Source organism: Paraburkholderia sp. PREW-6R (assembly GCF_039621805.1).
GTDB lineage: Bacteria > Pseudomonadota > Gammaproteobacteria > Burkholderiales > Burkholderiaceae > Paraburkholderia.
This window is the reverse complement of sequence record NZ_CP155073.1, coordinates 223,244-241,991: the sequence shown is the minus strand read 5'-3', so window position 1 is coordinate 241,991 and position 18,748 is coordinate 223,244. Positions and strand designations below refer to the sequence as shown.

Annotated in this window: 14 protein-coding genes; 9 read left to right on the top strand and 5 right to left on the bottom strand. The window is 63.3% G+C overall.

From position 1 onward, the window contains the following. Positions 1–12 precede the first annotated feature (12 nt). The 3 genes from AAGS40_RS01045 to AAGS40_RS01035 form a co-directional block, all read right to left on the bottom strand. Positions 13–960, bottom strand: a complete 948-nt coding sequence (locus tag AAGS40_RS01045; RefSeq protein WP_345812618.1) for a LysR family transcriptional regulator — start codon at positions 958–960, stop codon at positions 13–15. A 369-nt stretch (positions 961–1,329) separates the two neighbouring features. Next, a complete protein-coding gene (locus tag AAGS40_RS01040) occupies positions 1,330–2,415 on the bottom strand; it encodes a porin (protein WP_345812616.1) in 1,086 nt (361 codons plus the stop codon). Positions 2,416–2,968: 553 nt separating this feature from the next. Continuing rightward, a complete protein-coding gene (locus AAGS40_RS01035) occupies positions 2,969–3,259 on the bottom strand; it encodes a hypothetical protein (protein WP_345812615.1) in 291 nt (96 codons plus the stop codon). A gap of 849 nt (positions 3,260–4,108) precedes the next feature. On the opposite strand from AAGS40_RS01035, the gene AAGS40_RS01030 reads away from it, so the two are divergent. The 9 genes from AAGS40_RS01030 (at position 4,109) to AAGS40_RS00990 (ending at position 16,258) form a co-directional block, all read left to right on the top strand. Further along, entirely contained in the window at positions 4,109–5,134 is a 1,026-nt protein-coding gene (locus tag AAGS40_RS01030; RefSeq protein ID WP_345812614.1) for a bile acid:sodium symporter family protein, read from the top strand. Between the two features lie 276 nt (positions 5,135–5,410). After that, positions 5,411–7,261 (top strand): EAL domain-containing protein, encoded by a 1,851-nt coding sequence (locus AAGS40_RS01025; protein ID WP_345812612.1) that lies wholly within the window; start codon positions 5,411–5,413, stop codon positions 7,259–7,261. Between the two features lie 197 nt (positions 7,262–7,458). Further along, entirely contained in the window at positions 7,459–8,445 is a 987-nt protein-coding gene (locus tag AAGS40_RS01020) for a LacI family DNA-binding transcriptional regulator (protein ID WP_345812611.1), read from the top strand. Then, positions 8,442–9,722, top strand: coding sequence for an AGE family epimerase/isomerase (locus tag AAGS40_RS01015; protein WP_345812610.1), 1,281 nt, complete (start codon positions 8,442–8,444; stop codon positions 9,720–9,722). Before AAGS40_RS01020 ends, AAGS40_RS01015 begins: the two co-directional genes overlap by 4 nt. Beyond that, the gene (locus AAGS40_RS01010; protein ID WP_345812609.1) at positions 9,719–10,636 is read left to right on the top strand and encodes a carbohydrate kinase; all 918 of its coding nucleotides are present in this window, start codon (positions 9,719–9,721) and stop codon (positions 10,634–10,636) included. Before AAGS40_RS01015 ends, AAGS40_RS01010 begins: the two co-directional genes overlap by 4 nt. Before the next feature lie 119 nt (positions 10,637–10,755). Continuing rightward, positions 10,756–10,986, top strand: coding sequence for a hypothetical protein (locus tag AAGS40_RS01005; protein WP_345812607.1), 231 nt, complete (start codon positions 10,756–10,758; stop codon positions 10,984–10,986). Positions 10,987–11,063: 77 nt separating this feature from the next. Beyond that, positions 11,064–11,309: a hypothetical protein gene (locus tag AAGS40_RS01000; RefSeq protein WP_345812605.1), complete on the top strand. Its 246-nt coding sequence runs from the start codon at positions 11,064–11,066 to the stop codon at positions 11,307–11,309. A 104-nt stretch (positions 11,310–11,413) separates the two neighbouring features. Then, complete coding sequence (locus tag AAGS40_RS00995) at positions 11,414–12,382, top strand: ion channel (protein ID WP_345812604.1); 969 nt, start codon at positions 11,414–11,416, stop codon at positions 12,380–12,382. Between the two features lie 288 nt (positions 12,383–12,670). Next, on the top strand, positions 12,671–16,258 hold the full coding sequence (locus AAGS40_RS00990; protein ID WP_345812602.1) for an indolepyruvate ferredoxin oxidoreductase family protein: 3,588 nt from the start codon (positions 12,671–12,673) through the stop codon (positions 16,256–16,258). A 90-nt stretch (positions 16,259–16,348) separates the two neighbouring features. On the opposite strand, the gene AAGS40_RS00985 is transcribed toward AAGS40_RS00990, so the two are convergent. Both AAGS40_RS00985 and AAGS40_RS00980 read right to left on the bottom strand, forming a co-directional pair. Next, positions 16,349–17,044: a copper homeostasis protein CutC gene (locus tag AAGS40_RS00985; protein WP_345812600.1), complete on the bottom strand. Its 696-nt coding sequence runs from the start codon at positions 17,042–17,044 to the stop codon at positions 16,349–16,351. Between the two features lie 55 nt (positions 17,045–17,099). Then, a complete protein-coding gene (locus AAGS40_RS00980; RefSeq protein WP_345812598.1) occupies positions 17,100–18,371 on the bottom strand; it encodes an EAL domain-containing protein in 1,272 nt (423 codons plus the stop codon). Positions 18,372–18,748 lie beyond the last annotated feature (377 nt).

Sequence of the window (18,748 nt, the reverse complement as noted above, 5' to 3'; positions counted from 1 at the left end):
GCCGCGGCTCCATCAACTCGCCTGGTGCTTCGCCAGCGCGTTGATCTGTTCTAGCGACGGCCACAGCGATTCGTTTGCGAAGCGGTCGGCGAGGAAATCGACGAACGAGCGCACTTTCGCCGACAGATGCCGCCGGCTCGCGTACACCACATGAATGGGCAACTCGCGCGGCGGCACTTCATCCACGAGCAACGGGACGAGGCGCCCTTTGGCGAGATCGTCGCCGATCACCTCGGTGCCGAGCATCGCGATTCCCGCGCCCTGCAGCACGATCACGCGCTGCGCTTCCAGATGATTGACGATCAGATTGCCCGACAGGCGCACACGCGGCGACGCGTCGCCGATCGCAGGGGCAATGTCGAGCGGTGACACGCCTGCGTATTGCAGGTAGTTGTGGCGCGCGAGGTCGGCGACGGTTTTCGGCATGCCGTGCCGCTTCAGATAAGCCGGCGACGCGCACAGGACCAGGTGGGCAGTCGCAATCTGCCGCGCAATCAGCGAGGACGACTTCATCCCGCCAGGCGATGCGCGGATCGCGACATCGAAGCCCTCGTCGATCAGTTCGACCACGCGGTCGGACAAGGTAATGTCGACAGTGACTTGCGGATGTTGCGCAGCGTAGTCCGCAACCGCCGCCATCACATGGCTCAGCCCGAACGCGGATAACGACGACACTCTCAGCCGCCCCTGCGGCACGACGCTTGCCGCGCCGACCACCTGCTCGGCTTCTTCGAGTTCGGTCAGCACCTGCGACAGACGCTCGTAATACTCGCGGCCCGCCTCGGTCGGCGCGACGCGGCGCGTGGTCCGATTCAGCAGACGCGCGCCGAGTTGCTGTTCGAGATGCATCACATGCTTGCTCGCCATCGCCGCCGACATCTCCATCCGTTCGGCCGCGCCGACGAAGCTGCCAGCTTCGACCACATGCCGGAACACTTTCATGCTGACGAGGGTATCCATCCAAATCGCTCGCTTGGGGAATCAATCGGCGTCATTTTGCCGGGTTTATTAAAAGCTGGTGGACAAAGCGTGACATGAGCCGCTCGTTGTGGCTCGCCCCCTCGGAAAAGAACGTGAGCCCTTTCGAGAACGCTGCGCGCTAAAAAAGACAAAGCCCGCTTTCCGGAGAAAGCGGGCTTCAAGGGTGATGCCGACAAAGCTATGTGCACCGGGCGCCGGCGCTCAGATGGCGGCCATGCGGCTCATGGGGCACTCATCTGCCACTCATCTGCCACTCATCTGCCACTCATCTGCCGCTGAGTGCCACTTTGAGCGCCACTGCGGCCCCGTTCACACGGCGCCGAGGCGCCAGTCTGGCTCCGGCTGCGCTCAGAACTTCGCGCGCAGGCCGACGCCGTACGTGTTGCCGCTTGACTGATTCGTGATGTGGTCATACATGTAAGCCGCGTAGACGTCCGTCCGCTTGGACAGCGGGTAGTCGTAGCCGAGTGCCGCAGTCTGACGCGTCTGATCGAGGCCGCCGCCGTCGCGCGAGTACGCGTACGACGCCATCACCGTGCCCGGCCCCACAGGGATCGACGCGCCGCCCTGCGCGGTGTTCACGTGCCAGCTCGTGATCTGCTGATCGTTGTACGTGTACATGTACTGACCAAAGAACTTCACGTACTTCAGGTCGTACGACACGCCTGCCTGGGCGACGCTCTGGCTCTTCAGGCCCGGCACGCCGGAATTGGCGAAGCTGCCCAGGTCGCTCGGCACGTTATTGAAGTTCACGTACTGGTAGACGGCGGTCGCCGCGAACGGGCCGTGGAAGTACAGCACCTGGCCGCTCCACTTCTTCGCACCGTTTTCCGTGGTGTTGCCGAGCGCGTACATCGCGGTCGCGGACAGGCCGTTAAAGTTCGGCGATGCGTACGACACCGCGTTGCTCCAGCCGGAGTCGCCCGTCACGCCCTGATCCGTCGTGTAGGCCGGGAAGGTGCCGAGTCCCAGGTACGTGTGCCAGATCATCGGCGAAAATTCGTACGAATCGACGAACGGGTTGAACAGAATCGTCGACACGAACAGCGGCGTGGTCAAACGGCCGGCCGTGACTGTACCGTAAGGCGATTCGATACCGACGTACGCGTTACGCGAGAACATCGTGTCGCCGGTAAAGCGGCCATACTGGCCGTTCTGCGCAAGGAAGAAGCCTTCCAGCGCGAAGATCGCCTTGTAGCCGTTGCCCAGATCTTCAGCCCCCTTCAAACCCCAGTACGACGTGGACATACCGCCGCCAGACACTTCCACGGCCGTCTTCCCGCCCGGAAATTTCTGCGCGCCGACCCATTCGTCGACCTGACCATAAAGCTGCACGCTCGATTGCGCAAAAGCAGACGATGCACTGGCCAGCAGAGCGGCACACGCGGTCGCCTTGAGGGTGGTCTTCAGTGCACTGCTGATGCTTGTTTTCATGGGTTCTCCTGTCTTTGTCAAAAGGGGGTGGCTGTGCGAAAGGGGTAACTCACGCGAACCGTTGTTGTTGTCCGTTCGATCGTCGAGCCAATCTGGGCGGGACCATCTTTGCGGACCATTTTTATGAACAAAAATATCGCTGGTTATTGCGGGTATATCGGTCTGATTAGTTTTGTCGCTTATCGGCCGGTTAAACCGCCATGCAACGATGTTCCAGGCGTGCCGCCGCAAAACGTCCGGCCGCGCGCAAAGCTTTACTGACATTGCGCCCGACGCGGTGATAACGCTCCATATGACATGTGGATGACGCGGTGCCGCAGAAACGACCAAATTTGACGACGGGAGGGAATGTGCTGCCGATCTTTTTCAAAAAAGTGTGGCGTCGAAACGTCACATGGCGGCGATGGGAAAGGGCTTGAACAGGAGGAACGTCGCTTCCAAGCCTTTTGTAATCAGGCGAAGCGCACGTTGAGGAAAGGAATTAAACGATATTGAGCGTCTTGTCGACGCGTGCTGGAACGCGGTTGCCCCAACGGACGAAGCGAGTCGGGACCTAGTTCCGGTAAGGTGAACCGTCTTGCTGCCGAGGATCGTCCGACTGGCGCTGCATGCCGCGCGGGGCGCCACGCTCTTCGTTGTAGCGCGCGACATCCGCGCGGATCGATCCGGTACGAACCGGCGCATTGACAGGCGGCCGCGGACCGCCGCGCGATTCCGTGCTAACAGGGGTCATCGCGCCGGTGTACTGCATGCCGCTGCGCATATCCGCGTCGTAACCCGGCACGCCAGCCATTCGCCGCACGCCCGATTGAAGGACCGGGTTGTACGCGGCAAGGCTGTTCATATCCAGCGCGGTGGCATAACCTGCCGCACCGCGCAGCGGCGGCACATTGCGATCGGCATCGGCTGAGTGAGAAGGAGCGTCCGGCGTTGCCGCGTAAGCGTGATTAGCGCGATGCCTATTATCGTGAGCAGCGCGATACGCATGGCCGGCCGCGGCACGCGAGTATCCCGCACCATGCGGCACACCCGGCGCTTTCGCACAGGCGAGCGAGCATAGCGCGGCGAAAACCGCGCCCAACGCCCAATGCCTCGATGTCGACAACCCGGCCACCTAAAAACTCACATGCCCGAAAACTTGCCTGAAGACCATCGTTCGAGCTGCGATGGACTTGTTTTGAGACGGCTGTACGCGCTGCTCGCATGCTGCAGCGCGGCGCATCTCAACGGCCTTTGAAACGTAATTTATTGGTGCGCGCGAAGGGTGTCGAGCCAAAAAGTGTTAGGCCTCCACCCTGGTTGTAACACCTTGTTACTGCGACGTTTTTTTGCGACAAGGCACTTGCGCGTCCATAGTTCAAACGCCCATGCATGGGCGTTTTTTCAGGACGACTAAGTCGAGTCTGTATAAGACAAACCCAAGAGCGTCGGAACGCAAAAAATGGGACGGACCCATACATCGCGACGCCAATAACAGAGTCGCCAGTCTGCATTCCTTGCTCGGCGGCAGCACGCAGCCGAGTTCGTCAATGCAGGCATAAAATGCGCTACGCTCATTAATCAATACGGTAAATGAATTTGCTTTTTCAATTGCATTGCAACAACAATAGATGGTCGACATGGCAGAAAGCGCGAACCGCGAGTCGCCTTCTGCGCTGATGAAACGTCCCGCCTCGCGATCAGAGATCCCAACATGGTTCGCCCAAAACTGCTCCCCGACAACTTCACGTTGTGCCTCGTCGGCACGGTGATTTTTGCCAGCTTTCTACCCGTCCACGGTCAGGCCGCGGTCGGGTTCAACTGGCTGACGAACGTGGCGGTCGGCCTGCTGTTCTTCCTGCACGGCGCGAAGCTCTCACGCGAAGCGATCATTGCGGGCGCGACGCACTGGCGGCTGCATCTGGTAGTGCTGCTCTGTACGTTCGCGCTCTTTCCGCTGCTCGGCCTCGCGCTTAAACCGCTCCTTTCGCCACTTGTCACGCCGGCGCTCTACGCGGGGATCCTCTTCCTCTGTACGTTGCCGTCGACGGTGCAGTCGTCGATCGCGTTTACGTCCATCGCCAAGGGCAATGTTCCGGCTGCCGTATGCAGTGCATCCGCTTCCAGCCTGCTCGGCATCTTCATCACGCCCGCCCTCGTCGGCGTGATGATCACGAGCCAGGGGGCGGGCGGCGCGTCGCCGTGGCATACGGTCGGCAATATCGTGCTGCAGTTGCTGGTGCCGTTCGTGGCCGGGCAACTGCTGCGTCCGGTGATCGGCGAGTGGATCGAGCGCAATCGCAGCGTGCTGAAATTCGTCGACCAAGGGTCGATTCTGCTGGTGGTCTACGGCGCATTCAGCGAGGCCGTGAACGAAGGACTGTGGCACCAGATTCCGCTGTCGGCACTCGGCGGCCTCGTGCTGATCAACGTGGTGCTGCTCGCGCTCGCGCTTGCGGTGACCGTGTTCGTCAGCAAGCGGCTCGGCTTTAACCGCGCTGACCAGATCACCATCATTTTTTGCGGCTCGAAGAAGAGCCTCGCCTCGGGCGTGCCGATGGCGAAGGTCATCTTCGCTTCGCACGCGGTCGGCGCGGTGGTCTTGCCGCTGATGCTCTTCCATCAGATCCAGTTGATGGTGTGCGCCGCGCTCGCGCAGCGTTGGGGTGCACGCGACACCAGTGGCGAGAATCTCGCCACCACGCAAGAGCAGCCCACCGCCGCCGTCGCGCGCCGCTGAATGCGCGCGTAATGCAAACAGGACATTCATAAGCGCCCTCCCTGAGCGGCAATTAACGTCTTCTGAAGAAAGCCGCCTCGTGCGGCTTTTTTGTTATTTCACGCGCAAACGCGGTTGTTGTCGCCTCAGCCAGAAGACATAAGAGACATAGGAAAAGATCGGGGACGCCAGAGGCATCAGTCGCACCACGCCGGTGCGACGCTTCATTAAAAGTTCACTTAACTCCGCGTTGCTGCAAGCCGATATGTCGAAGATCGATCACTTCGCGTCCCCGCCATGCAACCTCGCTCGCCCTCCCGATCCGCCGCGCCGCGCATCGAGGAGTTGATCGCCCGGCGTGAGCTGTCCGCAGTGTTCCAGCCGATCATCGATTTCGATGGCGCCGCGATTCTTGGCTACGAAGGTCTGATTCGCGGCCCGGCAAGCACGCCGCTCGAATCGCCGTTCGCGCTTTTCTCGCAGGCGCACGCCGAAGACTGCACGATCGCGCTCGAGCGGGCCGCGGCGCGCACCTGCATCGATGCGTTCGCGCAACTCGACTTCGACGGCAAGCTGTTCCTGAATTTCAGCGCGGGGGCGCTCGTGCAGCTGGCCGACTCGCACGACAACTCGCTTGCCATGCTGAGAAATCACGGCGTCGATCCCCAGCGAATCGTGATCGAACTGACCGAACAGAGCACGATTCTCGACGTCGGCAGTTTCGCCCCCGTGATCTCCGCGCTGCGCACCACGGGCGCACAATTCGCGCTCGACGATTACGGCACCGCGAACGCCAGCATGAGCTTGTGGGTACATCTGCAACCGGACGTCGTGAAGATCGACCGCTTCTTCATCCATGACATTGCGAGCGACCCGCTCAAGTTTGAGGCGGTGCGCGCCATGCAGCATTTCGCCAACGCGAGCGGCGCGCGGCTCGTCGCCGAGGGCATCGAAAACGAAGCCGATCTGATCGTGGTCCGCGATATGGGAATCGACTGCGGACAAGGCTTCTTCTTCGGGCGTCCCAACGCGCGACCTGCGCGCAGCGTGACGGACGACGCTCGCGACGCGCTCTGCGCCGGCCACATCGCCGTGTTTCCGGAGACGACGCGCACGGTGAGCAGCGCGTCGCCATCGGGCGGCATGGCGTCGGAGAAGATGCTCGTGCATGCGCCCGCGTTGCCGCGCCAGGCGACCAACAACGACGTGCTCGACCTGTTCAACCGCATGCCCGAGCTGCACGCGGTGGCCGTGGTCGAACGCGACGAACCGGTGGCGCTGATCAACCGCCGCAGCTTCATGGACCGCTACGCGCTGCCGTACCACCGCGAACTGTTCGGCAAGCGGCCATGTTTGCAATTCGCGAATGCATCGCCGGTGATCATCGAAAAGTCGATGACTGTCGAGCAGATGGCCAAGCTCCTTGCGAGCGACGACCAGCGCTATCTCGCCGACGGTTTCGTCATCACCGAAAACGGCAAATACGCCGGCCTCGGCACAGGCGAAAAGCTCGTGCGCGCGGTGACCGAAGTGCGTATCGAAGCCGCGCGCTACGCCAATCCGCTGACCTTCCTGCCCGGCAACATTCCGATCAGTTCGCACATCGTCCGGCTGCTCGGCAACGAAGCCGGCTTTTATGCGTGCTATGTGGATCTGAACCACTTCAAGCCATTCAATGACCAGTACGGCTACTGGCAGGGCGACGAAGTGCTGAAGTTCGCCGCCGCCGTGCTGGTCGACGTCTGCGACCCGACGCGCGATTTTCTCGGCCATGTGGGCGGCGACGACTTTCTGATCCTCTTTCAGAGCGACGACTGGGAGGAGCGCGTGTCTCGCGCGATTCATCTGTTCAACGAAGGCGCGCAGCGTTTCTATGCGCCTGCGGACCGTCTTGCAGGCGGCATCCACGGCGAAGACCGGCGCGGCAACCCGACTTTTTTCGGTTTCGTGACGATGGCGATTGGCTGCGTACGCGTGGAACCCGGCAATGGCACGATTGTGTTCAGCAGCGAGGAAATTGCGTCCGTGGCGGCGCTCGCCAAACGCCGCGCAAAGCAGGAGCCAGGCGGCTTCGTGCTGATTGGCGCAGATGAGTGCGTGGCGCTGCTGCGCGGACAGAACGATGCTGCACCGCCGAAGGCGGACTGAGCGCGAGGAGGCCTTCCGCACCACGCAGCAACGCGATGTTTAGTGAATTTTACTAAACGCGATTGTGCAGGCCAGCATCCCGTTATCCGGGTATTTCCTCGTTTTGGAGCCGCGTTTGTTGAGCGGTGTCGGCAGCGTTTTACTATACAATCGCCGAACCCCAATCTCAGCGACCGTCCGAGCGGCCGCAGCATTCGATGGCAACAACCATCCGCGACGTCGCCCGCGAGGCCAGCGTATCGATCGGCACCGTGTCGCGCGCGTTGAAGAATCAGCCGGGCTTGTCGGAGGCGACGCGCGAGCGCGTCGTTCAGGCCGCGCGCAAACTCGGCTATGACGCCGCCCAACTGCGGCCGCGCATCCGGCGGCTGACTTTCCTGCTGCATCGTCAGCACAACAACTTCGCGGTCAGCCCGTTCTTCTCGCACGTACTGCACGGTGTCGAAGACGCATGCCGCGAGCGCGGCATTGTGCCTTCCGTGCTGACAGCCGGTCCGACCGAGGACGTCATCCAGCAGATGCGGCTGCATGCGCCCGACGCAGTGGCGATCGCCGGTTTTGTCGAGCCGGAGACGCTGAGCACGCTGGTCGCCATGCAGCGCCCGCTCGTGCTGATCGATCTGTGGGCGCCCGGCCTGCGCTCGGTGAATCTCGACAATGCCGCGGGCGCGATGCTCGCGATGCAACATCTGTTCGACCAGCAACGCAAGCGCGTCGCATTCATTGGCGGCTCGCTCGCGCACTTCAGCATTGCGCAGCGCGCGCTTGGCTACCGGCGTGCCTTTTTCGAAGCGGGGCTGCTGTTCGACCCGTCGCTCGAAGTCGTCATCGACGCCGGTCTTGATCCCGACAGCGGCGCCGCGCGCGCAATGCATCAATTGCTCGAAGCACCCGGCCCACATCCCGACGCCGTGTTCGCCTACAACGACGCCGCCGCGCTCGCCGCGCTGCGCGCGTGCCTCGCGCGCGGACTGCGCGTGCCCGAGGACATCGCCATCATCGGCTTCGACGACATTCCCGCCGCCGCGCATGCCACGCCGCCGCTATCGACCATCTGCGTCGACAAGGAAGCGCTTGGCCGGCGCGGCGTCGAACTCCTGCTGGAAGACGCACCCGCCGAACTCGAGGTGCGCCTGCCCGTCCATCTCATTGCCCGTGCCAGTACTCTGGTGAAAACGCCATGACGCCATCCGATTCGCTTCACTCCGCCAACAGCTCCGCCGTGCCGGCTGTCGAAAGCTATCGCAGCCGGGATTTCCTGCTCTCGCACATTCAGCACACGCTGCGCTTTTACGCGCCGAACGTGCTCGATCCGAGCGGCGGGTTCTTCCACTTCTTCCGCGACGACGGCTCGGTGTACGACGCGACCACGCGGCACCTGGTCAGCAGTTGCCGCTACGTGTTCAACTACGCGATGGCGTACCGTGAGTTCGGCGACCCGCAGCATCTCGAATACGCGCGCCACGGGTTGCGCTTTCTGCGCGAGGTGCACTGGGACGCGCAAAAGGAAGGCTACGACTGGGAACTCGAATGGCGCGACGGCCGCAAGCGCGTCATCGACGCCACGCGTCATTGCTACGGTCTTGCGTTCGTGCTGCTCGCGTATGCGCATGCGGCGATGGCCGGCATCGAAGAAGCAAAGCCGATGATCGCCGCCACTTTCGAGTTGATGGAACACCGCTTCTGGGATGCCGCCGCCGGTCTGTACGCGGACGAAGCGTCGCCGGAATGGCACGTCAGCTCGTATCGCGGACAGAACGCGAACATGCACACCACCGAGGCGCTCCTCGCCGCGCACGAGGCGACCGGTCATCTGGTGTATCTGGATCGCGCCGAGCGGGTGGCGTCGAACATCACGCTGCGCCAGGCCAAGTTGTCGCAAGGGCTCGTGTGGGAGCATTTTCACGCGGACTGGTCGGTCGACTGGCATTACAACGAAGAAGACAGTTCGAACATTTTCCGGCCGTGGGGTTTCCAGCCGGGGCACCAGACAGAATGGGCGAAGCTGCTGCTGATTCTCGAACGCTTCCGTCCGCTGCCGTGGCTGCTGCCGCGCGCGATCGAGCTATTCGACGCCGCCATGACGCACGCATGGGACGAAGATCACGGCGGCCTGTATTACGGCTTCGGGCCGGACGGCACGGTGTGCGATCACGACAAATATTTCTGGGTGCAGGCGGAAACCTTCGCAGCGGCTGCGCTGCTCGGCAAGCGCACCGGCAACGAACGCTTCTGGGACTGGTACGACGAGATCTGGCGCTATAGCTGGGCGCACTTCGTCGATCACAAATACGGCGCGTGGTATCGCATACTCACGTGCGACAACCGCAAATACAGCGACGAAAAAAGCCCGGCCGGCAAAACCGACTATCACACCATGGGCGCGTGCTACGAAGTCCTCGCGCATGCGCTGTCCGACGGCACGGCCGCCGAGTCTGATTCCGCGGAGCACGCACAATGAGCCACCTGAACACGAACAACGGGTTTCCTCAATTCGTCTCGGCTGGGGACATCCTCACCGATCTCGTGCGCACCGGCGCGTCGCAGTGGCTCTCGCGGCCAGGCGGCGCGGGCTGGAACGTCGCGCGCTGCGTCGCGCGGCTGGGTTTGCCGACCGCCTGCGCGGGTTCGCTCGGCGTGGATAATTTCTCCGACGAACTGTGGAACGCGAGCGTCGCCGCCGGGCTCGACATGCGCTTCATGCAGCGCGTGGAGCGTGCGCCGCTGCTGGCGATCGTCCACCAGACGCATCCGCCCGCGTACTTCTTCATGGGCGAGAACAGCGCCGATCTCGCGTTCGATCCGTCCCGCTTGCCGGACGGCTGGACGAGCCACGTGAAGTGGGCGCACTTCGGCTGCATCAGCCTCGTGCGGCAGCCGCTCGGCGATACCCTCGCCACGCTCGCCGCCGACCTGCGCGCGCAAGGCGTGAAAATCAGCTTCGATCCGAACTACCGCAACCTGATGGAACACGGCTACGAGCCGACGCTGCGCAAGATGGCCGCGCTCGCCGATCTGATCAAGGTATCCGACGAAGACCTGCGCCTGATCTTCAAGACCGACGACGAAGCAGCCGCCCTCGCCCGATTGCGTGCGCTGAACCCGGCGGCCACCGTCATGGTCACGCGCGGGCCGGAAACGGCCACGCTGATCGACGGCGCGACGATCACCGAAGCGCGTCCGCCGCGCGTGGAAGTGGTGGATACGGTCGGCGCCGGCGACGCGTCGATTGGCGGTCTGCTGTTCAGCCTGATGACAGCGCCGCAACGCGCGTGGTCCGAACATCTGCAGTTCGCTCTGGCGGCGGGCGCAGCCGCCTGCCGGCATGCCGGCGCGCACGCGCCGTCGCTCGATGAAGTCGTCGCGCTGTTGTAATGCTGCTGCCTCGTGCGGCGCGCATTCTCACCAGAGACGGCGCGCCGCCCGTCGAGTACCGCAAAGCATCATCGTGCTACGATGAAAAAACTGAAACCTTTGGATCAAGGAGCGGCACCATGGAGGACATCACCTACACCAAAGGGCTCTATACGGCCACTGCCTCGATCAGAGAGGTAAAGGCCGACACGTGGCAAGGTGTGGTCTCGCTCTCACGCGACGAAGGCGATACAAGCGCCGAACCGGAAACCACGCTCTACGAAGTCGAAGCCACGTCGTCGACGCCAGAAGAAGCGCTGGAGGAAGCCAAGGCGCTCGCTCACCGCATCCTCGGGGAAATCGAACTGTAGACAGACCGGGCGCAGCGCTTGCACCGTTCATCACGGCGACGTTGCGCCAACCCTGAATCAACCGGCTGGAGGCGATCATGGCTGAACAGCTCTTCCTCTACGGCGTGTACTCCATTCACGTCCGTCCAATCGAACGCCATGGCGCGCGCTGGGACGCGGAATACGAAATCCGCCACCGCGAGAAAGCCGTCAAACCGTGGACGCCCATCGGCGGCGATATGGGTTATGGCGATGAAGCCGAAGCGATCGCCGCCGCTCATCAGCAGGCCGTCGACGACATCGAGCACGGCGCGGGCATTCCAAAGCCGCGCGCGTTTCCATAAGTAGCGGCACGACACCGCTTCACACCCGTTCTACCCGGCACGCTGTGATCTTCCGGCGGCGCGCCGTGCTACGCTTTGCGCGTCCTCATCTTCGCGAGCATGCGATGGCCACTGAACCGTCAGAGCGCTTTTCAGACATCGAAGACGCGGACACACGTAGCGCGCCGCGCCGTGCACGAGGCAGCCGCGAGTTGCGTCTGGACGACCGCGTCATCATTTCGCACGGAATGCCGACGCCGCTCTGGCAAGACCTCTATCACCGCGCACTGGTCGTACGCTGGCCGATGTTTTTCGTCTCGCTCGCCGTGCTGTTCCTGCTGCTCAACACCGCGTTTGCCGCGCTTTACATGGCCGGTCAATCGCCGATCGCGAACCAGTTCCCGGCCGGCTTCGGCGGTGCGTTTTTCTTTAGCGTGGAAACGCTCGCCACTGTCGGCTACGGCGACATGCACCCGCAAACCGTTTACGCGCACTGGATCGCCACGCTGGAAATTTTCGTCGGCATGTCGAGCATCGCGTTGGCGACCGGACTGATCTTCGCGCGCTTCTCGCGCCCGCACGCGAAGATCGTGTTCGCCCGCTTCGCGGTGGTGCGGCCGCTCGAAGGCCGGATGACGCTGATGGTACGCGCCGCCAATGCGCGCCAGAACGTGATTGCGGAGGCGCGAGCCAAGCTGCGCATCATGCGTGTCGAGACGACGGTCGAAGGCTATACGCTGCGCAAGCTCTACGACCTGGCGCTCGTGCGCGACCAGCACCCCGTCTTCAAACTCGGCTGGGTACTCATGCATGTGATCGACGAAAGCAGCCCGCTCTTCGGCGAAACCACCGAGACGCTGAGAGGCCGCGACACGACACTGCTGCTCACACTCGAAGGCGTCGACGAATCGACTTCCCAAACCATGCAGGCGCGCCACATGTGGACGTGCGACCAGATTTTCTGGCAGTACCGATTCGTCGACATCATGACCGAGCGCGATGGGATGAGCCATATCGACTACTCGCACTTCGACGAGATCGTTCCGCTCGACGCCGGCTCGGACTCCGCCGCAACTGCAAAAGCGGCCGCCTAGCCGCTTGCGCGTTGCCCGGGCGACGCGCGAAGCACGTGTACGTCAGGACTGGCTGCGCGAAAAAGCCGGCGGAGCCCGCACCAGGGCTTACCCGCACCTCGGCGCCGCGTGGCAGTTCCATCTCAAAACTTCATTAAAACGCGCCGGTCTTCGCGCTGATTCGTCACCGGCTGATTAAAGTAGAAAAAAACCACTCCAATCGGCGCTAAAAAATAGAGTCTCTTTCGCTGCGTCACGCTTGACGGTCCCCACCACGGCGCGCGGATGCAAAAAACTGGAGACTCGCCCATGACCGCTCGCCTGCCCATCGACGGCACGCCCGCTCTGTCCGACTACAAGCTGTCCGATAACCTCACCGCCACGCGCGGCCGCATCTTTCTGACCGGCACCCAGGCGCTGGTTCGCCTCGCGCTGATGCAGCGCGCGCTGGACAAGGCGCACGGCATGAATACCGCCGGCTTCATCAGCGGCTACCGGGGTTCGCCGCTCGGGATGGTCGACCAGCAACTGTGGAAAGCGAAGAAACTGCTCAGCGCGAGCGATATCCGCTTCCTGCCGGCCATCAACGAGGAACTCGGCGGTACTGCCGTGCTCGGCACGCAGCGCGTCGAGTCGGACCCGGAGCGCACGGTCGAAGGCGTATTCGCGATGTGGTACGGCAAAGGCCCCGGCGTGGACCGCGCGGGCGACGCGCTGAAGCACGGCAACGCGTATGGTTCGTCGCCGCATGGTGGCGTGCTGGTGGTGGCAGGCGACGACCACGGCTGCGTGTCGTCGTCGATGCCGCATCAGAGCGACTTCGCGATGATGGCGTGGCACATGCCGGTCGTGAATCCGTCGAATATCGCGGACATGCTGGAGTTTGGCCTGTACGGCTGGGCGCTGTCGCGCTTTTCGGGCGCATGGGTCGGCTTCAAGGCGATCTCGGAAACGGTCGAATCCGGTTCGACCGTCGACCTCGACGCGCTGCAAACCGAGTGGCATGTCCCGCAGGATTTCGAAGCGCCCGCGGGCGGCCTGCACAATCGCTGGCCCGATCTGCCGAGCCTCACGATCGAATCGCGGATGCACGCCAAGCTCGACGCGGTGCGCCACTTCTCGCGCGTGAACAGCATCGACAAATGGATTGCGCCAAGCCCACACGCAAACGTGGGCATCGTCACGTGCGGCAAAGCGCATCTGGACCTGATGGAAACGCTGCGCCGTCTCGACCTCACGGTTGCCGATCTCGAAGCGGCCGGCGTGCGGATCTATAAAGTCGGGCTGTCGTTCCCGCTCGAAATGACGCGGATCGACGCGTTCGTGTCGGGCCTGTCCGAAGTGCTGGTGATCGAGGAGAAAGGCCCGGTCATCGAGCAGCAGATCAAGGACTATCTGTACAACCGCACGCAGGGCGCGCGGCCGATCGTGGTCGGCAAGAACGCGGAAGACGGCACGATGCTGCTCTCGTCGCTCGGCGAGCTGCGGCCTTCGCGGATTCTGCCGGTGTTTGCGAGCTGGCTTGCAAAACACAAGCCCGCGCTGGATCGCCGCGAGCGCGTGGTCGATCTGGTCGCGCCGCAAATTCTGTCGAACGCGGCGGACAGCGTGAAGCGCACGCCGTATTTCTGCTCGGGCTGCCCGCACAATACGTCGACGAAAGTGCCGGACGGCTCGATCGCGCATGCGGGCATCGGCTGTCACTTCATGGCGTCGTGGATGGAGCGCGACACCACCGGTCTGATCCAGATGGGCGGTGAAGGCGTGGACTGGGCGTCGCATTCCATGTTCACGAAAACGCGGCACGTCTTCCAGAATCTCGGCGACGGCACGTACTTTCACTCGGGCATTCTCGCGATCCGCCAGGCCGTGGCCGCGAAGGCCACCATCACGTACAAGATTCTCTATAACGACGCCGTCGCGATGACGGGCGGCCAGCCGGTCGACGGCAGCATTTCCGTGCCGCAGATCGCGCGCCAGGTGGAAGCCGAAGGCGTGTCGCGCTTCGTCGTGGTCAGCGACGAGCCGGAAAAGTACGACGGGCACCACGGTCTGTTCCCGAACGGCACCACCTTCCACCATCGCAGCGAAATGGACGCCGTGCAGCGCGAACTGCGCGACACCAACGGCGTGACGGTTCTGATCTATGACCAGACGTGCGCGGCGGAAAAACGTCGGCGGCGGAAAAAAGGCGAGTTTCCCGATCCGGACAAGCGTCTGTTCATCAACGAGGAAGTCTGCGAAGGCTGCGGCGATTGCGGCGTGCAATCGAACTGCCTTTCGGTGGAACCAGTCGAGACCGCTTTGGGCCGTAAGCGCCGGATCGACCAGTCGTCATGCAACAAAGACTATTCGTGCGTGAACGGTTTCTGCCCGAGCTTCGTGACCGTGGAAGGCGGCAAGCTGAAGAAAGCCGCTGGCGCGGCGTTCGATCCGGCCGCGCTCGCCGCGCGTGTCGACGCGCTACCCATTCCCGCCACGCATCTCGATGCGGCGCCGTACGACATCCTGGTGACGGGCGTCGGCGGCACGGGTGTCGTGACGGTCGGCGCGCTGATCAGCATGGCCGCGCACCTGGAGGGCAAAAGCGCGTCCGTGCTCGACTTCATGGGCTTCGCACAAAAAGGCGGCTCGGTGCTCTCGTTCGTTCGCTTCGCCGCGCGCGACGAATGGCTCAACCAGGTGCGTATCGACACCCAGCAGGCCGACGTGCTGCTCGCCTGCGACATGGTGGTCGGGGCAAGCGCCGACGCGCTGCAAACAGTGCGTCATGGCCGCACACGCATCGTCGTGAACACGCATGCCATTCCGAACGCCACGTTCGTGACGAATCCGGATGCAACGCTGCACGCCGACGCGCTGATCGACAAGATGCGTCACGCCGCCGGCGCGGACCGCATGTCGGCGTGCGACGCGCAATCGCTCGCGCAGCGTTTCCTCGGCGACACGATCGGCGCGAACATCCTGATGCTGGGTTACGCGTGGCAGTTGGGTCTGGTGCCGGTCTCGTTCGCCGCGATGATGCGCGCGATCGAACTGAACAACGTGGCCGTGCAGATGAACCAGCTGGCTTTTTCGATCGGCCGTCTTGCCGCTGACGATCCGGCCGCGCTCGAAGCGCTGTATCAGGCCCGCCATCTGGCAAAGCAGGAAGTCCGCGTCGATACGCTCGACGAACTGATCGCGCATCGCGAAGGCCGTCTGCAGACTTACGGCGGTGCCGCCTACGTGAAGCGTTATCGCGCGCTGGTGGATGCAGCGCGTCGCGCCGAGACTTCGGTCGACGCGCACAGCGAGCGTCTGACGCGCGCGGTCGCCACCACGTTCTACCGCCTGCTTGCGGTCAAGGACGAATACGAAGTGGCGCGCCTGCACACGGATACGGCATTCCGCGCAGCGCTGGAAGCGCAATTCGAAGGCGTAGCGGGCAAGGACTTCGGGATCAGGTTCAACCTCGCGCCGCCGACGCTCACGCGTGCGCAGCCCGGCGTCAATCCGACGAAGAAAACCTTCGGCCAATGGATGTGGCCGGTGCTCGGTACGCTGGCGAAATTCCGCAGTCTGCGCGGTACGATGCTCGATCCGTTCGGCCGCACGCTCGAACGCAGAATGGAGCGTGATCTCGCAAGCGATTACGAAGCCACGTTGCAGCGCGCGTTTGCCAAGCTCGATGCAGACAATCTCGAAGACGTCGCGAAGCTCGCCGACCTGCATGCACGCGTGCGCGGATATGGTCACGTGAAGCTCGCGAACCTCGCGGGCGTGAAACGCGGCGAGCGCGATCTGGCCGCACGTTTGCAGATCGAAGCGGCGACGAGCGCGTCGGTGCGGCAGTCGCTGGAAGAAATCAAAGGCGCCGGGCAGTTGCGCGGGATTCCGGTGGTCGTGGCGAAGTAAGCGATTCGTTGCTGGACATAGACAAGCCGCTACGGGTATCAGCCCGAAGCGGCTTTTTCCATGGCCGTCGTTGCTTCGCGCGATGCAATGTCATGCCGCGTCGAGCAACGCCCTGACTTGCGCAACCTGAGCGGGATCGACGGGCGCAAGACCATTGCCGCCCACGCGCACACCGGAACCGAAATGCACCGCCTGCACCCGCGTGTCGTGCACGAATCCGGCGACTGCGTCGACCGTCAGACCCGCGCCTGCCAGCACCGTGCAATTCGACCCCGATGCCTGCCGCACCAGCGCACCGATCATGTCTCGTGCCTCCAGCACGGAGGGCTTGCCGCCCGACGTCAGCACACTCGTGATCGCATCGAGGCCGAGCAGCACGTCGAGCGCCTCGCGCAGATCGCGCGCTTCGTCGAATGCGCGGTGGAAAGTGATCGCGAGGCCATCGGCGGCTTCGATCACGCGTCCCAGTCCTTCGCGGTCGATCCGGCCATCGCCGGTCAGCATGCCGACCACGACGCCGTTCGCGCCCGCGCGCTTCGCGGCGCGCACGTCGCGCAGCATCACGTTGTAGTCGTCGGCGTCGTATACGAAAGAACGGCTGTGCGGTCGCACGATCAGGTTCACTGGAATGTCCACCGCCGCAACCACTGTTTCGATCAACCCGACGCTCGGCGTGAGGCCGCCCTCACCCATCGCGGTGACGAGTTCGAGACGATTCGCGCCGGCCTGGGCGGCAGTGCGCGCATCGGCAACGGTGGTGGCAATGACTTCGAGTAGAACAGACATGGCGGCGCGTGCAGTCGTTAAAACGACATCATCGCAGATCCGCCGCGCGCTGCTTTTATTCGTCGACCCAGTCGATATCGCCGCACAGCACGCATGTCTGCTCGCCGACGCGCGTTGCCACCGAAAGCGTCACGCACGGCAGCGCTTCGTTGATCGACAGATACGGGCGCGTTACATGCACGCGCTCCGGCGCATTGATTGCGTCGCGAAAATACGGACGACGCAGCCAGTTCGCGCCTTGCGCGTCGGCAAGCGGCAAAAAGCGCGTTTCGTGCGCCGCCCGATCGGCGCGCAGCACGACGTTGCGGCCCGCCTGCCTGCCTTTGGCGTCCAGCAGAAAGCAGCGCGCGGCATGGTCGAGCGCGAGAAAATTCCAGCAGACCTCTTCGAGCGGCTCGCCGGCGGCGAGGCGTTCGGCGGCGCGCTCGAATGCGCGCAGATACGGCGCAAGACGGCTCACATTGCGGCGCTCGCGCGCTTCGGCCTGGTCGCGGTAGCGCTCGGTGAGCTCGCTGATGCAGGCCGCAGCGTGTGTTGCATCGGCTGCACCCGGATTCGGCCGGCCGAAGAAAAAGCCTTGCACGAAGTCCGCGTTGCAACTGAGCGCCATCTGCGCTTCGTGCTCGGTCTCGACGCCTTCGATCAGCACGAGTTTGCCCGCTTCGTGCAGCAGCGCGACGAGGCCCGGCAGAATCGTCGCCATGTCGGGGCGATGCGCGGCGTGCGAGAGCATGATGCGGTCGAGCTTCACGATATCCGGGTTCAACTGCCAGATCCGTTCGACGTTCGAATGGCCCGCGCCGAAATCGTCGAGCGCGATCAGGAAGCCGCGCTCGCGGAACTGGCGCACGGCATCCGCGAGACGTTCGAGATCTTCGGCGCGCTGTTCGAGCACTTCGAGCACGATGCGGCGCGGCGACAAATCGAGCCGCTTGAGATTGGCCAGCAGTGCGGCCGACAGATACGGGTCGGTGAGCGCGCCCGGATGGACGTTCAGAAACAGCCACTCGCGCTCGGCGCCGAGCACCTTGAAGTTTTCCAGATGCAACGTCTGCGCGAGCCGGTCCACCTGCAGCACGTCGCCGACACGCGCGGCTGCGCCGAAGACGTCGATCGGCGAGACGGGACGGTCGAGCGCGTCGTGCGCGCGCAGCAATCCTTCGTAGCCAACCGCCCGCATATGCGAGAGGCTGAAGATGGGCTGAAATACACTGGTGAGCGTCAGCTCGCCGTGGTGCACCGAAAACCGTTCGAGCCCCGATGTCATCTCGACATCGAAACCTTTTGGCGGCGCGATGGCCGTCCTTTCCTGTTGCGCAATCGTCATGCAATCCTCTCACGCGAGAGTCGGGCCGGTCCGAACGCGAAAGCGAACAACCTCGGCACCGTCTCAAATGTGCGTCATCGATATGACTAAAGCAAGCTCCATGCGCACGGTGGCGCACATTCGATGGAATTTTGCATGGAGGATTGCACCGACGAAAGCGTTGCTGCGCCGCCGCTGGGCGCAGCGCACCGTTAAGGTGCGTCGTGTCCAGCGGGCGAAGCCGATGCTGCGCCCTACCGCGCAGTGTGCGTGTTGCCGCCTTCATCAATGCGTGAAGCCTCGCCGGGCTACACTTCGGCCTTCCGACCTGAAAGGCTGGGCGACTCGCGGCAAGCGCCATGCAACCGCTTGCCGGGGATCATCCAGGAATCATTCGT